A 15179-nucleotide genomic window follows, 5' to 3' on the forward strand; every position below is an offset into this window, starting at 1 on the left:
GCAATATGCTCGGACCTCAAAGCGCACGGTGTGTTTACCGCCCAGTTATAGGGGGCATAAGGAACCCAATGGCGGCCACGGCGATCAGCGTCGGCGGCCTCGAGACCGCAAAGGCCCACAACATGACAATGCTGCCGGTTCGGGGTGTCCCGATGCTCGACAACTACGTGTCGGACCCTGTCGACGAGGCCTTGGCTGCCTTGGAGGCCATCGAGGTGCCGAACGGCGTGTACAAGCCGCAAGAGGACTCGCGACTGCTGCTTGCGGTCATGGCCGGTCTCGGAATGGTGCAGGGGCGGCGAGTGCTCGATCTGTGCACTGGGAGTGGTGTGCTCGCTGTGGCGGCCGCGCGGATCGGTGCCGCTGAAGTCGTCGCCTACGACATCTCGCCCAAGGCTGTGCAGTGCACGCTCGACAACGCGGAGGCACAGGGACTTGTTGTCGATGCACGGCTCGGTTCGCTGGAGGAGGCCCTGGAAGCCGGTCCATTCGACCTCGTGGTCTCCAACCCGCCCTACGTGCCCGCCGATCGCCTGTCGACAGCCACTGTGGGACTGACACACTCATGGCACGGTGGCCGCGATGGCCGCACACTGCTCGACCCGCTGTGCGTCGCGGCCCCCGAACTGCTTGCCGACGACGGCACGATCATGATCGTCCAGTCGGAGTTCGCCGACACAGAGAGCTCGCTCGTCGAGTTGCGTGCAGGTGGTCTCAACGCCGACGTCGTTGCCCGCGAACGCATTCCGTTTGGGCCGGTGCTGATGCAGAATGCTCGTTGGCTCGAGTCCCTGGGCATGCTCGAACCCGGCTGCCGCGAAGAGGAACTCGTGGTCATCCGTGCGCACAAGGCCGCCGGTGGACGATGACAGTTCCTGACAAGGGAACCGTCCCCGACAGGGGAAGAGGCGGCGATCGCCGGGTGATCCGGGTGGTGCAGGGAGGCCCCATCATGGTTCAAGGACCGGTGAGCATCGAGATGCCCGACGGCAGCACCGTCGACTCCGATCGGTTCATGGTCGCTCTGTGCGCTTGCAAGCGCAGCAAGACCTACCCGCTGTGCGACACCAGTCATCGTGGCCGCAAGAAGATCCTGCGCCGCGAAGACCGGATCTGATCAGCTGACCGGTTCGAGCAGCGAGCACTTCCCTTCGGTCCAGCTCTTCATCAGCAGCGCTGCGAGTTTCACCTCGAGGAAGTCGAACGCGCGGATTCCGAAGACCACGTCGGATTCGAGTTCGGGCTCCCGTGCCAGCAGGTCACCCACCACCTCGTGGCGCAGCACCTGCTCGTGCACGGCGTCGGCCTCGACGTGTTCGCGGTAGAACCGGATGCACTCGTCTGGGGCGTCGAGACGCTCGAGGGCCTGCGCCAGCCGGCGTGAACCGGGCGAGGACGTGATCTCGGTGGCCGCGAAATGCCCGACCACCGCGCCCCGCAACGATCGGTGCAGTCCGAGCATCGACATCAGGTTGACCAGCGCCAGGGATTCGCCGGGGACGATCTCCAGGTAAGTGAGGTAGTCGGAGTCGAGGCCGGCGGCATCGAGCAGGTCGGCGTACAGCTGCTGGTGGACGTTCTCGCCGCGACCCCCACCGAACTCGTCGAACTCGACGGCCACAAAGGACGCTTTGGCCTGGCCCGTCAGGCGGGGGATCGCCCATGCATGAGGATCGGCTTCTTTCAGGTGGTACACCGAGCGGTGTACGAAGTACTCCTGCAGCTGATGCCACGTCCCGACGTCGCACAGGTAGTACGAAGGTCCGCTGCCATCCGGGGTCTCGATGGAGAGCGCTTCGATCTCTGCGGTGGCGTTGTCACCCGGCTCCACGTCGGCACGCAGTGCGTTCATGAACTTCTTCTCCAGGCGGCCGCGCAGCCGGAGGAGTTCGGGGTTCCATTCCCAGGCGTCGTCGACGCCGATGAACCCGCGGTAATGCAGTTCGTAGCAGACGTACAACGCCAGCTGGAGATCACGACCGTACGGTTCGGTGTCGTAGGCGGACTCGTCGAGTGAGAGCAGCGACGTGGATGTTTCGGGATCGCGGGACAACGCCGAGACGACCGCCGCCGAGAGAGGGCCGGCAGGCTTCGGCAGGTCCCGGATGATCGAACTGGACGATGAAGTCTTCAGCGGTGCGGTCACGGTGTTCGCCTACCCTTTCGGTCTTGTGCGGAAACCTCATGGTGACGAGGGGTACAGCAGGTTCTGGGCACCCGGATCAACGCCATGCGAACACCGGCTGCTCGAACCCGTCGACCCGGGTGTGGCGTCCTGCCAACACGACTTCGGCGAACTGGTAGATCACAGCGGCCGTGGGTGCGTGCACCAGCGATCCCACCAGCGGGAGCTGGATGACCGGCTTGTCGGACTCCGGGATGCTGACGAATCGGGGTGTCACCATCAGGTCGGACATCGGGATGAAGAACAGTTGGGCCACTTCGCCCGGGTTCGGATCGGTCTCGCGGTCGGGCCCGGCCCAGCACACTATGGGGGTCATCACGTACCCGGATCGGGTGGCGTAGTCGTCCAGGCGGCCCAGTACCTGCGTCTGATCGACGTGGACACCGAGCTCTTCGTGCATCTCCCGTAACGCTGCATCGGCGTGGGTTTCGCCGGCCTCGAGACGCCCTCCGGGGAGCGCGAACTGGCTGGGGTGTTCGCGCATCCGCGAAGGACGTTTGGTCAGCCAGATGCCGTACTCACCGTCGCGACTGGTCACCGCGATCGCAACAGCGGCGGCCCGGACGCCTTCGGTGAGGTCGGCGGTGGCGTGGTCGAAACCATCGAGACGGTCGACGATCGTCTGCCGGACCCTGTCCGGGCTCCGTCCGAGGTCGCCGGCGCCCCCCGTGTTGTTCACGCTCATGGATTCACTGTGCCGTATCGGTCGGCCCGGTGTGTCGGCGCAGGGACCAAACCGAGCCCGCCGGTGGTCCTGCGAGATACGGTCGATGCCATGGCAACACAGTGGCTACCCGACCGGCTCGGTGTCGTGAAGGGCAAACGAGTGGTGGTCACCGGGGCGACGAACGGGGTCGGATTCGCCACCGCCCGAGCACTCGCGGGTGCCGGGGCGCGTGTGGTCCTGGCGGTCCGTGATCCCGAACTCGGTGCCAGACGCGCGGTGGAGATCGGCGGCGACACCGAGGTGGTCCGACTCGATCTCGCCGACCTCTCTTCGGTGCGCGACGCCGCGGCGAACCTCGACGGGCCGATCGACGTCCTGATCAACAACGCGGGGATGGTCCCGACGACACGCGCTGACACCGGCGACGGATTCGAGACCGCCATCGGCACCAACTTCCTCGGACCGTTCGCCCTGACCAACCTGCTGCTGCCGCAGATTCGTGAACGGATCGTCCTGGTGGCCTCCGATGCTCACCGATCGGCGACCATCGACCCCGACGACCTGCATCTTCGGAGCGCACGGTGGTCGCCGCCCCGCGCTTATGCCCGGTCCAAGCTGGCCGTGATGTTGTGGGGCCTCGAACTCGACAAGAGGTTGCGCCACAGTGGTTCTCCCACCACGGCGATGCTCAGTCAGCCTGGTTGGGTGGCGTCCAACATCTCGAACAAGCCCCGACTGGGTCCGGTACACAAGGTGGTGAAGGCCGCAGCGACCCTCGTCGCCAACGACATCGATGCCGGCGCAGCGTCCACGCTCTACTGCCTGACCGAACCGATTCCGCCAGGCAGCTACGTGGGGATGGACGGGCTCTGGGCGCTGAAAGGGTCGCCAGTTCTGTCCGGGCGGTCGGCCACTGCCTGCGACTACGACCTGGCGGGCGAACTGTGGCGCGCCGCCGAACGTGAGACCGGGACGAAATACGCGCTCTGAGAATGCGTTCGACGCGCATCGACCCGCGGTCGCGGCGTACGTTGGCGCCATGGCAGATGCAACTGTGACAACAATCGATTCAGGCCCCCGCAAGATCGCCCGGCAGGTGGTGGTGAAGGCGCCCGTCTCCGAGGTGTTCGCGCTGGTCGCCAACCCTCACCGGCACCCCGAACTCGACGGGTCGGGCACGGTCCGCGACACCCCCGTCAAAGGGCCCGACCGGCTGAGCCCGGGCGCGAAGTTCAGTGTCGGGATGAAACAGTACGGACTTCCCTACAAGATCACCTCGACCGTGACCGGCTTCGAGGACGACAAGTTGGTGGAGTGGCAGCATCCGCTGGGCCACAAGTGGCGGTGGGAGTTCACGTCGCTCGGCCCGGACACCACACAGGTCACCGAGACGTTCGACTACAGCAGTGCGAAGTCGCCCAAGATGCTCGAGGTGTTCGGGTTCGAGAAGAAGAACGGTTCCGGCATCACCGGCACGCTCGAAGCCCTCGCTGCCCGCTTCGCCTGACCGGCACGGCAGGCGAGGTCACCGGTCCGGGGCGGTGCTCTCGGCTTCCTGGTATCGCTGGTGCAGGCGGGCCCGGATGTCGTCGGCGGTATAGGCGCTGCGCTGGCGAACGTCCCGTCGCACGAGAACTCCGCTCGCGGCGACACCTACGACGCCGGCCAAACCGATCCATTTCCAGGCATTGCGCACCGGTCGAGCGTACCGGCGCCGTGATGCTGCGGGGGTCGACGTCGCGCGTTTAGGCTCTGCGTGTGCATTCCCAGCGGCCTGCGGCCATCTCGCTCGACGAGGCGCTCGACTCCACCCGGACCGGGGACGTGTGGCTCTTTCGAGGGCGATCGGGTCCCGACCGCGCCATCCAGACCCTCACCAACAGCCCGGTGAATCATGTGGCGATGGCGGTCGCACTCGACGACCTGCCGCCGTTGATGTGGCACGCCGAGTTGGGCAACAAACTCATCGACATGTGGACCGGGACCAACCACCGAGGCGTGCAGCTCAACGACGCCCGTGAAGCCGCCGAGCAGTGGATGGAGCGATACGGTCAGCGATGCTGGGTCCGCCAGCTGACGCCGTATGCGGCCCGGGAACAAGAAGATCTGCTGCTCAAGGTGATCGCTCGAATGGACGGCACCGCGTTCCCGACGACTGCCCGGCTCGCCGGCCGATGGTTCAAGGGGCGCGTTCCGACGATGAGTGACGTCACTCGGGGCGTACCGGTGCTCGACGACAAGGTGCGGAGTTCGGCCGATCGACGGCGTGCTGCTCGTCGGGAGAAGAAGCAGTCGAAGGTGGGGCTGGAGTCGGCGTATTGCGCCGAAGTGGTCGCGCTGACCTATGAGGAGATGGGTTTGCTGGCCACCGAGAAAGCACCGAATTGGTTCGACCCCGGCCGGTTCTGGAGCGGTGACTCGCTGCCGTTGGCCCCCGGTTATGCACTCGGTGCCGAAATCGCCGTGGAGTTGCACCTGCCACCTGGTCGATAGCGTTGGCGGGGCCGACCTCCGGAGCATCAGGCCACCGCATCCGGTCGGAGTTTCGCCATACGCAATCCTGGTAAATCAGGAACAATGCGGTTACGTCTTTTTCGGGGAGGGACGCGGCTGTGGACCGGGTGGCCGCACCCGGCGAGTGGCGATCATCGACAGAGGTGGTGCATGCGTTCTTTGCCGAGGGTGCGGTTGACCGCGCTGCTGTGCGGTGTGGTGTTCGCTTCGACCGGTCTTGTGGCGTGTTCGACCGAGTCCGAGTGTGTGGTCGACACGACGTCGATCGACGGTTCCGAAGACTCGTGCCTGCGCTTCGGCGTCGGTACGCCCGGTGGTCTGGCTGCCACGGATGAGGTGGCAGCGGTGGCGAGCCTCGTCGGCGAACAACCGAGCATGGTGCTGGCCTTCACAGACTTCGCCGCGGCCCCGCCGATCGCCGGTCTGGACGCAGTCCGCGGCCTCGGTGCAGACCCCATCGTGACCTGGGAACCGTGGAAGCATCTCGGCGGCGACAATTACGACTGGTCCGCGTTCACCATGGCGTCGATCATCGCCGGCGTGCACGACGACTACCTCTACCGGTGGGCCGACGAGCTCGCGGCCTGGGGACAACCGGTGTATCTGCGGTTCGCCCACGAACCGAACGGCACCTGGTATCCGTGGAGCCCGGCCGGTGGCACCTCTGCCCAGTCCTACGTGCAGGCGTGGCGGCATGTGCGGGGCATCTTCGCGACGAAGAACGTGCAGAACGTCCGATGGATCTGGGCGCCCAACGTGGTCCTCGGCGACGAGAAGCTGGCGGACTGGTACCCCGGTGACGACGTCGTGGACGTCGTCGGGGTGGACGGATACAACTGGGGCACATCCATACCCGGCGGCACATGGACCTCCCCGAAGAGTCTGTTCGAGGAGTCATTCGATCAGATTCGCGAGTTTGCCTCGGACAAGCCGATTCTCGTCACCGAAGTGGGTAGCGCGGAATCAGGTGGATCAAAACCGAAGTGGATTGCGGACCTGGTCGACTATCTCGCCGGCGCGTCGGCCGTCTCCGGCTTCGTGTGGTTCGACTACGACAAAGAGACCGACTGGCGGATCAGCAGCTCGCCTGAATCAGCAGAGGCGATGACGCAGGCACTGAAGAAAGCGTTGCACCGATGAGCATTGACACCCAGATCGCAGAAATCCAACTCGAGTTGCCGCCCGAGTTGGAGGAAAAACGCCTCCGAGCCCTCGACCAGCTGCAGATCCTGGATTCGTCACCCGAGGACCGATTCGAACGGGTGACGCGGATGGCCCGTCTCATCTTCGATGTCCCGATGGCTTCGGTGGCCTTGCTCGATCGGGATCGATTGTGGTTCAAGATGGTCGAAGGTCTTCCCTTGACGGAGGTGCCGCGGGCAGAAACGGTGTGCCAGACGACGGTCGCGCGTACCTATACGCGGCCCGCTGATCCCGCTCTGATCGTCGACGATCTCGAGCGGATACCCGAGTTCGCCGCACTCCCGGGGGTGGGCGGTGAAGGTGGGGTGCGTTTCTACGCCGGCTATCCCCTGTACGGCCCGGGTCATCAACCGGTCGGGACGTTCTGTGTATACGACACCGTGCCACGGAGTTTCGACGAGTCCCAGTTGGCCACGTTCCGCGAACTCGCCGCGTGGGCACAACGCGAACTCGAACGTGCGGATGACCTCGATCGCGCAGCCGAGGTGCAGCGCCAACTGCTCCCGCCACCGCTCGACGGTGTCCACGGTTACTCGGTGGTGTCGATGTGCAAACCTGCCTACGCAGTGGGCGGCGATTTCTACGATCACTACCTACTCGATGGTGGCGCGATGTTCACCGTCGCCGACGTGATGGGCAAAGGCCTTGGTGCGGCGATCTTGACGGCCAGTGTTCGGTCGGCCCTGCGCGGAGCTTCGCAGGCCCTCGACGATGTGAACCCGGGAATCGGCCCGCAGGAAGCTGTGACCATGGTGGCAAGTCATCTCGAGCGGGATTTCGCCGGCACCGAGAGCTTCGTGACGCTGTTCCACGGTCGGTTGACCGCGTCGACGGGTCGGGTCGAATATGTCGACGCCGGGCACGGTCTGGCCCTCATCGCCCGAGCCGACGGTGCCGTCGAGTCGTTGTCGGGATGCGGCCTACCGCTCGGCGTGCTGGTCGGCGTCTCGTGGGAATCCGAGGCCGTCACCCTGGAGCCGGGTGACACTCTCGTGATCGTCTCAGACGGACTCCTCGATCTGTTGTCGGAGGACAGCGACGCACAGACGGTGGCGATTTTCGTGGAGGAGCACCGGGATCCCGAGGCACTCTGCGCGGCGGTCAGTGCACTCGCCGGGGCCAGCGCTCCGCTCGATGACGTGACGATGGTGGCGGTGCGCCGGGACGACGCCGGATGACGCATCGCCGCGTCGAGACCGAACCCGACCTCGGTACCACTCCATCACCCTGGTTGCGCCTGTTGATCGTGGTGACAGCCATCCTCGGCATCAACTATGTGGTGTGGCGGTGGCTGGCCTCGATCAACTGGGAGGCATGGTGGATCGCCGTCCCGCTGGTGGTCGCCGAAACATACAGCCTGATCGACTCCTTGCTGTTCGGTCTGACGATGTGGCGCCTGCGCAGGCGCGGCGATCCGGGCGACCCGCCCGAAGGGGCAACGGTCGACGTCTTCATCACCACCTACAACGAGCCGATCGAACTGGTGATGGACACGGCGAAAGCCGCTCTGCGCATCACCTATCCGCACACCACGTGGATTTTGGATGACGGCGACCGACCCGAGCTGGCGCAGGAAGCCGAAGCGCACGGAATCGGCTATTTGACCCGCACCGAGAGCTGGGTCGACAAACCGCGGCACGCCAAGGCCGGCAACCTCAACAACGCGTTGCTGCAGACCGACGGCGAGTTCATCCTCATCCTCGACGCGGACCAGATTCCCGAGCCGCAGATCCTCGACCGCACCCTCGGCTACTTCAAGGACGAGAAAATGGCGTTGGTGCAGACGCCGCAGTACTTCGTCAACGTGCCGCCGAACGATCCGCTCGGCAGCCAGGCGCCCCTGTTCTACGGGCCGATCCAGCAGGGCAAGGACGGCTGGAATGCCGCGTTCTTCTGCGGGTCCAACGCGGTGTTGCGGCGTGAGGCCCTCATGCAGCTGGGTATCACCGGATATGTGCGCGCCATCGAAGAGGGCATCGAGGAATCGCTGCGCGCAGCCAAGGCGGTCCTGAAGAAGACCCGCAAACAGGTGAGGGACGACAACCCTGAGGCAATCGTCGCGCTGGACGCGGTGGACGAGGCCGTTCGGATCGCCCGCGCCGACCTGAAGGCGAAGAAGCCACTGGCCGACGTGACGTACGACTTCCAGCAGCGGGTGGACGCAGCGGCGAGGGGGCTGGTCGAATCCGACATGGAGATGATGCGGGCCGACCTCGAGGCGATCGCCGCTCTGAACGAACTGGCCGAGCAGGAATCGGGCGCAGCGCCTCTCGACGAAGATGCGTTCGCAGCCCTGGCCGGCCGCGATTGGTCACCGCTCGGCGCCCTGGAATCCATTCGGGCGATGATCCGCGCGGTGGATGTCGGGCGCGACGACGAAGCGCAGCCGATGCTGCCGCTGGCGACGATCTCGGTCACCGAGGACATGGCGACCTGTATGCGACTGCACGGAATGGGCTGGCGGTCGGCCTATCACGACGAGGTGCTCGCGCTCGGACTCGCACCTGAGGACGCGAAGACGATGATCACGCAGCGACTTCGGTGGGCGCAGGGCACGATTCAGGTGATGTTGCGAGAGAACCCGCTGGTGCAAAAGGGTTTGAGCATCCCGCAGAGGCTCATGTACTGGGCCACCATGTGGAGTTATCTCGCCGGGTTCGCGGCCGTCGCGTACATCGCTGCACCCGCGATCTATCTGATCCTGGGCATACTCCCGGTGCAGGCGTTGAGCTTCGACTTCTTCGTCCGCTTGATCCCGTTCCTCGTGCTCAATCAATTGCTGTTCTTCATCATCGGGCGTGGTAAGTCCACCTGGCGCGGCCAGCAATACAGCCTGGCGTTGTTCCCGGTGTGGATCAAGTCCTGTACCACGGCTTTTCGCAACGTCTACTTCAAACGCCCACTCGGCTTTGCGGTGACGCCGAAGACCCGGCAGGACCAGGAGGCGGTGCCGTGGCACCTCATCCGGCCCCAGCTGGTCGCCATGACCGTGTTGGTGGTGGCGTCACTGATCGGGATCGTGCAGCTCTATCGTGGTTCGATCTCGGTACTCGGTGTCAGTGTGAATCTGTTCTGGGTGCTGTTCGACCTCGTGGTACTCAGTGTCGTGATCCAAGCGGTCCGCTATCGCGGGTCGACCACAGAAGGAGAATGATGACCAGCTACGAAACGCGCACCACCACTGGGGGTGCCGTGGTACTCCGGCCGGAAGGCAGGCTCAACATGGTCGCGGCCCCCGCGATGCGCGAGCAGTTGCACAAGCTCGTGGAGTCCGGGTCGACCAAGATCGTGATCGACTTGTCGGCGACCGATTTCATCGACTCGTCGGGCCTCGGCGCGCTCATCTCCGGTTTGAAGGTGGCTCGGCAGGCAGGTGGTGACCTCCGCATCGCGGCTCCGTCCACCCAGGTCGAGTCGGTGTTGTCGCTGACCAACCTCAATCGGGTGCTGCGCTCGCACCCGTCGGCGGACAGTGCGTTCGATGCCGACTGACAACTCGCCCGGCGTGCGGGTGCTCGAGGAGTTCGCTCAACCGGACACGGTGGAACGGGTGCATCAGCTGTTGTCCGAACTGCTGACGGCCGAGCCTGTCGACGACATGGACGCGATGCAGTTCGAGTTGGCGTTGGCCGAGATCGCGGCCAACATCATCGAGCACGCACAGACGACCGATGGTGGGCAGGTGTCGATCCGCCTCGAATTGGAGGTTCGACCGGACAGCATCCACGCGAGGTTCTCCGACGACGGGAAGCAAGCCCGTGTCGACCTCAAGACGGTCGAACTGCCCGATGAGCTCTCCGAGCGCGGCCGGGGACTGGCCATCGCTCTCACCGTTCTCGACGAACTGTCGTATCGGCGGGCAGACCACCGGAATCACTGGACGCTGGTTCGCAACCGAACCCTCTGACATCGGGCAGGAACAGACACCCAATCTTTTTCCGCTGGACCTCTTTTCGGCGGCCGACGGGTTACCGTCGTAGTGCCAGTTCTCGTCGAAAGGCTTGTCAGCGATGCCGTCTCTGCCGTTTTCCGCTCACCCTTACGAGGCTTTCAACGCAGGTTTCTATCGAAGTCCGGACCGCGATTTCGAGGTCAGGATCGTCCTGGGTCAGTCCGTCTACGGTGCTGCCGACATCGGTGAGGTGCTCTCGGCGATCGCGACGGTGGGGGAGAGTGCCCACCAGGAGTGGTTCGATGCGTGGGTTGGGCTCGGCGACCGGATCACGGCGCTGGCCGAAGCCGGGCGTGCTGCGGGCCACGAACTGAGCGCCGCCCGTGCCTATCTGCGCGCCGCGACGTACTACGCCACGGCGGTCAACTCGGTGGATGAACTCGACTCCGAGGATGCGCTGCTGCCCACGTTCCGCAAGCACCGCGGCTCCTGGGACGCATTTGTCGACACCACCCCGCACATGACCGAACGGGTGGACATCCCGTACGAGGACACCACTCTCCCCGGATACTTCTTCCGGCCACGGCATTCCGGCGACGACCCCCGGCCGACACTGATCTTGAACAACGGCAGCGACGGCCCGATCAGCAGTCTGTGGACCTGCGGCGGGGCAGGGGCCTTGGAGCGCGGATACAACGTTCTGTTCTTCGATGGGCCGGGCCAGCAGTCGATGTTGTTCGAACGGTCGGTGCCCTTTCGCCATGACTGGGAGGCGGTGATCACGCCGATCGTCGACTTCCTGCATGCTCGTGCCGACGTCGACGAGTCGAAGATCGCCCTGTACGGAATCAGCCAGGCCGGCTACTGGGTTCCGCGTGCGCTCGCATTCGAGCACCGGCTGGCCGCGGCCATCGCCGACCCGGGAGTGGTGGACGTGTCGGCGTCGTGGTTGGCGCACATGCCCAAGAGCATGATCAAGCTCATCGAGCAGGGCAACCGCGAGAAGTTCGACCGCAACATGGCCACCGGAATGAAGTTCTCCAAGAAGAACTCTCGGATGTGGAACTTCCGTGCGCGTCCCTATCAGAAGGACACCTACTTCGACACGCTGGCAGAGGTGCTCAAGTACCGGATCTCCGATGACGACGCGGCCTCCATCACCACGCCGCTGTTCATCACCGACCCCGACGACGAACAGTTCTGGCCAGGACAGTCAAAGGCTCTGTCAGACAAGCTGAACGGCAAGGCCGTGTTGTCCCACTTCACCGCGGACGAGGGAGCGAACTTCCACTGTCAGCCGCTTGCCCGCGCGTTGACCGATCAGCGCATGTTCGATTGGCTCGACGACATCATCGCGTGACCCGGCTCGGACTCAGCCGCGCGAGCCGGCGGCCCACTCCAGCACCTTGGCGGCCGGCCAGGTCGTGACGATGCGTTCGGGCGGGATGCCGTGTTGCTCTGCCCGTTCGCACCCGAGGGCCTTGAAGTCGAGTTGTCCGGGTGCATGCGCGTCGGAGTCGATCGCGAACAAGCAGCCGGCCTCCATCGCCAATTCGATGAGTTCGTCTGGGGGATCGACACGTTCAGGGCGCGAGTTGATCTCCACCGCGGTGCTGGATTCGGCGCATGCCTCGAACACCGCCCGAGCGTCGAACACCGACCGCGCGCGCTTACCCCGACCTCCGGTGACGAGCTGCCCGGTGCAGTGGCCGAGCACGTTCACGTAGGGGTTGCGTACGGCGGCGACCATGCGCCGGGTCATCGGCCCGGCATCCATCTTCAACTTGGAATGCACCGACGCGGTGACGATGTCGAGCTCACCCAACATCTCTTCGGTCTGATCGAGCGACCCGTCGTCGAGGATGTCGACCTCGATGCCGCGGAACAAGCGAAAGCGTTCTCCGAGTGTGTCGTTGATGCCGTCGACCACGTGCAACTGCTGGCGCAGGCGCTCCACCGACAGGCCGTTGGCGACGGTGAGCCGCGGCGAATGGTCGGTCAGGGCCATCCAGTCCTGACCCAGGTCGATCGCGGTGAGCACCATCTCGTCGATCGGGGATCCGCCGTCGCTCCAGTCCGAATGGCTGTGCAGGTCCCCCTTGGTCATCGCGTACAGGTCGACGCCACCGCCGGCGAGAGGCGCGGATTGCTCGTCCTGCAACGCTTTCAGATAGTCCGGCACCTCGCCTGAGGTTGCCTGTGCGATGACGGCGGCGGTGGTCTTGCCGATGCCGGGCAGGTCGGTGAGTGTGCGCCGCCTGACCATGTCGGCCAGCTCGTCGTCGCTGAGGCCTGCCACCACCTTCAGCGCTTTGCGAAATGCTTCCACGCGGTAGGTGCGTTCGCGGGCCCGTTCGAGGAGCAGGGCGATTCGGCGCAGAGCCTCCGCAGGCGACACCGGTGCGGTCAACGGATCTATGGGTCTCACTTCACCAGTTTGCCCTCCGCGTCCGCGGGGGCGCTCGGGGCGGTGTCGCGAGAGCCGTCGTCGTTCGACCGGACATCGGGGATGTCGTCATCGTGCGAACCGTCGACGCGGGGCAGCCAGCTCAACCATGAGGGGAACCACCAGTTGGCCTTGCCGAGGATCTCCATGGTGGAGGGCACCAGGAGCAATCGGACGATGCTGGCGTCGATGAACACCGCGACAGCGAGTCCTACCCCGAGGATCTTCAGACTCCGATCGGGCATGAAGGCCAGCGACAGGAACACGCAGACCATGATGAGAGCTGCGCAGGTGATCACGCGGGCCGTGCTGGCGAGCCCTTCGGCCACCGACGTGGTGGCGTCCCCGGTCCGCTCGAAGCGCTCTTTGATGCGCGAGACGAGGAACACCTCGTAGTCCATCGAGAGCCCGATTGCCGTGACGAACAACATGATCGGTACCCAGGCGTCGATGGGGCCCGCCCGGCCGACCCCGAACAGTGAACCCGCCCAGCCCCATTGGAAGATCGCGACGATCACTCCGTAGGCGGCGCCGAGCGAGAGCACATTGACGATCACGGCCTTGACCGGGACCACGATCGACCGGAAGGCCAGCACCAGCAGGACGAATGCGGCCGCCAGCACTGCTGCGATCGTCCACGGGAGCAACTCGAGGGTGATGTCGGCGTAGTCGATCGCACCGGCCGTGATGCCGGTGACACTGACCGAGATGTCGGAGTCGGGCCCGAGGCTGTCCGGGATCACCTCGCTGCGCAGGCGTTCGATGAGTTCGGTGGTCGCCTCGTCCTGCGGCCCGGTGGCCGGGTTCACCGACATCACGGCGATCTGGTTGCCGTCGACCTGGCCGACGGGAATGGGGGGAGTGACCCCACCCTGCGCGACATCGGGGTCGGACTGGATTCGCTGCTGCAACGTCCCGAGCGCAGCTTGCGGGTCCGTTCCGTCGGGATATTCGGCGACCAGCACGAGCGGGCCGTTGGCACCGACACCGAAGCCCTCGGTGACGTAGTCGTAGGCGACGCGGGTGGTCGCGTCGGTCGACCGGTTCCCCGCGTCGGAGAAACCGAGGCGCAGCGAGAACGCCGGAATCGACAGGATCACCAGGATGAGCACCGCTGTGGCCACGCCCACCCACGGCCGCTGCTGGATGCGCCGGCTCCACTTACTTGCCCACACGCCTTCCAGGGCCTTGTCCGGATCTTTGCCGCGACGTTTGCGCAACCAGTGCAGAGACAGGCTGTTGACCCGGGTACCGATCACCGACAGCAGCGCGGGCAGTAGCGACACCGACGCGATCAGTGTGCCGAGAATGCCCGCGATGGCTGCGAACGTCAGTGACGGTCCGAGGTCGCCACCGGAGATCAGGATGCCGCACATGGCAATGATCACCGTGCAGCCTGCGAACACAACCGACCGTCCGGCTCGCAGCATTGCCGTCCGGACGGCCGCGTCGGTGTCGAGACCTTCGTGAAGCCCCGAGCGGAAGCGGGTGACGATGAGCAGTGCGTAGTCGATGCCGACGCCGATGCCCAGGATCATCGTCACCGAGATCGCGAAGTTGGGAACATTCATGACGTTCTGGAAGAGGAACAGCACGGACGCGCCCACCCCCACGCCGAACAGTGCCGAGAGGATCGGCAGGCCGGCGGCGATCACCGAGCCGAATGCGATCAGCAGGATGATGAGAGCCAGCAGTACGCCGATGCCTTCGGACGTCCCACTCGGCGGTACCTCGTCGAAGCGCGGATCACTGAATTCCACTGCTACGCCGGGGATGTCGGCGCTGTCTGCGATCTCCTTGATGGTGTCGACGCGGTCTTGCACCACCGAGTCGGTGCCGGTGCCCAGGTCCAGCGAGGTGATCGAGATGCGTCCGTCCGGTGAGATCTGGGCACCCTGCCCATAGGGGTCGCCGACGGTCACGTCCGAGGAACTCGAACGGATTTCACCGACAAGGCCTTCCACGGCCTGGGTCACCTCTGCGTTGCGGACACCACCCGGTATGTCTTTCGACGCGGCTATGACGATCTGACCGGCGGTCGCCTGGTCACCTTGGCCGGCGCGTTCGAGGAGTTCACCGGCTTTACCCGACTCCGTCCGGGTGTCGTTGGTGAACGCTGTGGTGGTGGGGCCGGCCCACATGGCCGCTGCGGCGATCGCGGCGATGAGCACCGCAATCCAGGTGCCGATCACAAGCCATCGGCGACGGATGATGAATGACGTGTATCGGTCCATGGCGGTCGGCCTCCGGGGCGAGATGGCGAGCGGGACGA

Annotated in this window: 16 protein-coding genes; 11 read left to right on the forward strand and 5 right to left on the reverse strand. The window is 65.1% G+C overall.

All coding sequences use genetic code 11. From position 1 onward, the window contains the following. The first annotated feature begins 152 nt into the window (after positions 1–152). On the forward strand, positions 153–869 hold the full coding sequence (locus CSW57_RS03405) for a HemK2/MTQ2 family protein methyltransferase (protein ID WP_099382013.1): 717 nt from the start codon (positions 153–155) through the stop codon (positions 867–869). Next, complete coding sequence (locus CSW57_RS03410; RefSeq protein ID WP_099381439.1) at positions 866–1117, forward strand: CDGSH iron-sulfur domain-containing protein; 252 nt, start codon at positions 866–868, stop codon at positions 1115–1117. Before CSW57_RS03405 ends, CSW57_RS03410 begins: the two co-directional genes overlap by 4 nt. Here the strand turns inward: CSW57_RS03410 and CSW57_RS03415 are convergent, their stop codons facing one another. After that, positions 1118–2146: an iron-containing redox enzyme family protein gene (locus CSW57_RS03415; protein ID WP_099381440.1), complete on the reverse strand. Its 1029-nt coding sequence runs from the start codon at positions 2144–2146 to the stop codon at positions 1118–1120. A gap of 76 nt (positions 2147–2222) precedes the next feature. Then, positions 2223–2870, reverse strand: coding sequence for an NUDIX hydrolase (locus CSW57_RS03420; protein WP_099381441.1), 648 nt, complete (start codon positions 2868–2870; stop codon positions 2223–2225). A gap of 90 nt (positions 2871–2960) precedes the next feature. Between CSW57_RS03420 and CSW57_RS03425 the strand changes: the two genes are divergently transcribed. Then, entirely contained in the window at positions 2961–3842 is an 882-nt protein-coding gene (locus tag CSW57_RS03425; protein ID WP_099381442.1) for an SDR family NAD(P)-dependent oxidoreductase, read from the forward strand. Between the two features lie 49 nt (positions 3843–3891). Next, positions 3892–4359 (forward strand): SRPBCC family protein, encoded by a 468-nt coding sequence (locus tag CSW57_RS03430; RefSeq protein ID WP_099381443.1) that lies wholly within the window; start codon positions 3892–3894, stop codon positions 4357–4359. 18 nt (positions 4360–4377) lie between these two features. Here the strand turns inward: CSW57_RS03430 and CSW57_RS24390 are convergent, their stop codons facing one another. Further along, positions 4378–4548, reverse strand: a complete 171-nt coding sequence (locus CSW57_RS24390; protein ID WP_099381444.1) for a hypothetical protein — start codon at positions 4546–4548, stop codon at positions 4378–4380. A gap of 86 nt (positions 4549–4634) precedes the next feature. On the opposite strand from CSW57_RS24390, the gene CSW57_RS03440 reads away from it, so the two are divergent. The 7 genes from CSW57_RS03440 to CSW57_RS03470 all read left to right on the forward strand — a co-directional run bounded on the left by CSW57_RS03440 (position 4635) and on the right by CSW57_RS03470 (position 11821). Then, positions 4635–5345, forward strand: a complete 711-nt coding sequence (locus tag CSW57_RS03440) for a guanylate cyclase (protein ID WP_099382014.1) — start codon at positions 4635–4637, stop codon at positions 5343–5345. A 171-nt stretch (positions 5346–5516) separates the two neighbouring features. Then, positions 5517–6506, forward strand: a complete 990-nt coding sequence (locus CSW57_RS03445; RefSeq protein WP_099381445.1) for a glycoside hydrolase family 26 protein — start codon at positions 5517–5519, stop codon at positions 6504–6506. Continuing rightward, positions 6503–7747, forward strand: coding sequence for a PP2C family protein-serine/threonine phosphatase (locus tag CSW57_RS03450; RefSeq protein ID WP_099381446.1), 1245 nt, complete (start codon positions 6503–6505; stop codon positions 7745–7747). The genes CSW57_RS03445 and CSW57_RS03450 overlap by 4 nt, the downstream gene beginning before the upstream one ends. Continuing rightward, positions 7744–9723, forward strand: coding sequence for a glycosyltransferase family 2 protein (locus CSW57_RS03455; protein WP_099381447.1), 1980 nt, complete (start codon positions 7744–7746; stop codon positions 9721–9723). The genes CSW57_RS03450 and CSW57_RS03455 overlap by 4 nt, the downstream gene beginning before the upstream one ends. Beyond that, on the forward strand, positions 9723–10061 hold the full coding sequence (locus CSW57_RS03460) for an STAS domain-containing protein (RefSeq protein WP_099381448.1): 339 nt from the start codon (positions 9723–9725) through the stop codon (positions 10059–10061). Before CSW57_RS03455 ends, CSW57_RS03460 begins: the two co-directional genes overlap by 1 nt. After that, a complete protein-coding gene (locus CSW57_RS03465; protein ID WP_099381449.1) occupies positions 10051–10476 on the forward strand; it encodes an ATP-binding protein in 426 nt (141 codons plus the stop codon). Before CSW57_RS03460 ends, CSW57_RS03465 begins: the two co-directional genes overlap by 11 nt. 103 nt (positions 10477–10579) lie before the next feature. Then, the gene (locus tag CSW57_RS03470; protein WP_099381450.1) at positions 10580–11821 is read left to right on the forward strand and encodes an alpha/beta hydrolase family protein; all 1242 of its coding nucleotides are present in this window, start codon (positions 10580–10582) and stop codon (positions 11819–11821) included. A gap of 12 nt (positions 11822–11833) precedes the next feature. On the opposite strand, the gene CSW57_RS03475 is transcribed toward CSW57_RS03470, so the two are convergent. Together CSW57_RS03475 and CSW57_RS03480 are read right to left on the reverse strand one after the other, a co-directional pair. Further along, positions 11834–12889, reverse strand: a complete 1056-nt coding sequence (locus CSW57_RS03475) for a PHP domain-containing protein (RefSeq protein ID WP_099381451.1) — start codon at positions 12887–12889, stop codon at positions 11834–11836. Then, positions 12886–15141, reverse strand: a complete 2256-nt coding sequence (locus tag CSW57_RS03480; protein ID WP_099382015.1) for an MMPL family transporter — start codon at positions 15139–15141, stop codon at positions 12886–12888. The genes CSW57_RS03475 and CSW57_RS03480 overlap by 4 nt, the downstream gene beginning before the upstream one ends. Positions 15142–15179 lie beyond the last annotated feature (38 nt).

This window comes from Williamsia muralis (genome assembly GCF_002735905.1).
Classification (GTDB): domain Bacteria; phylum Actinomycetota; class Actinomycetes; order Mycobacteriales; family Mycobacteriaceae; genus Williamsia; species Williamsia muralis_A.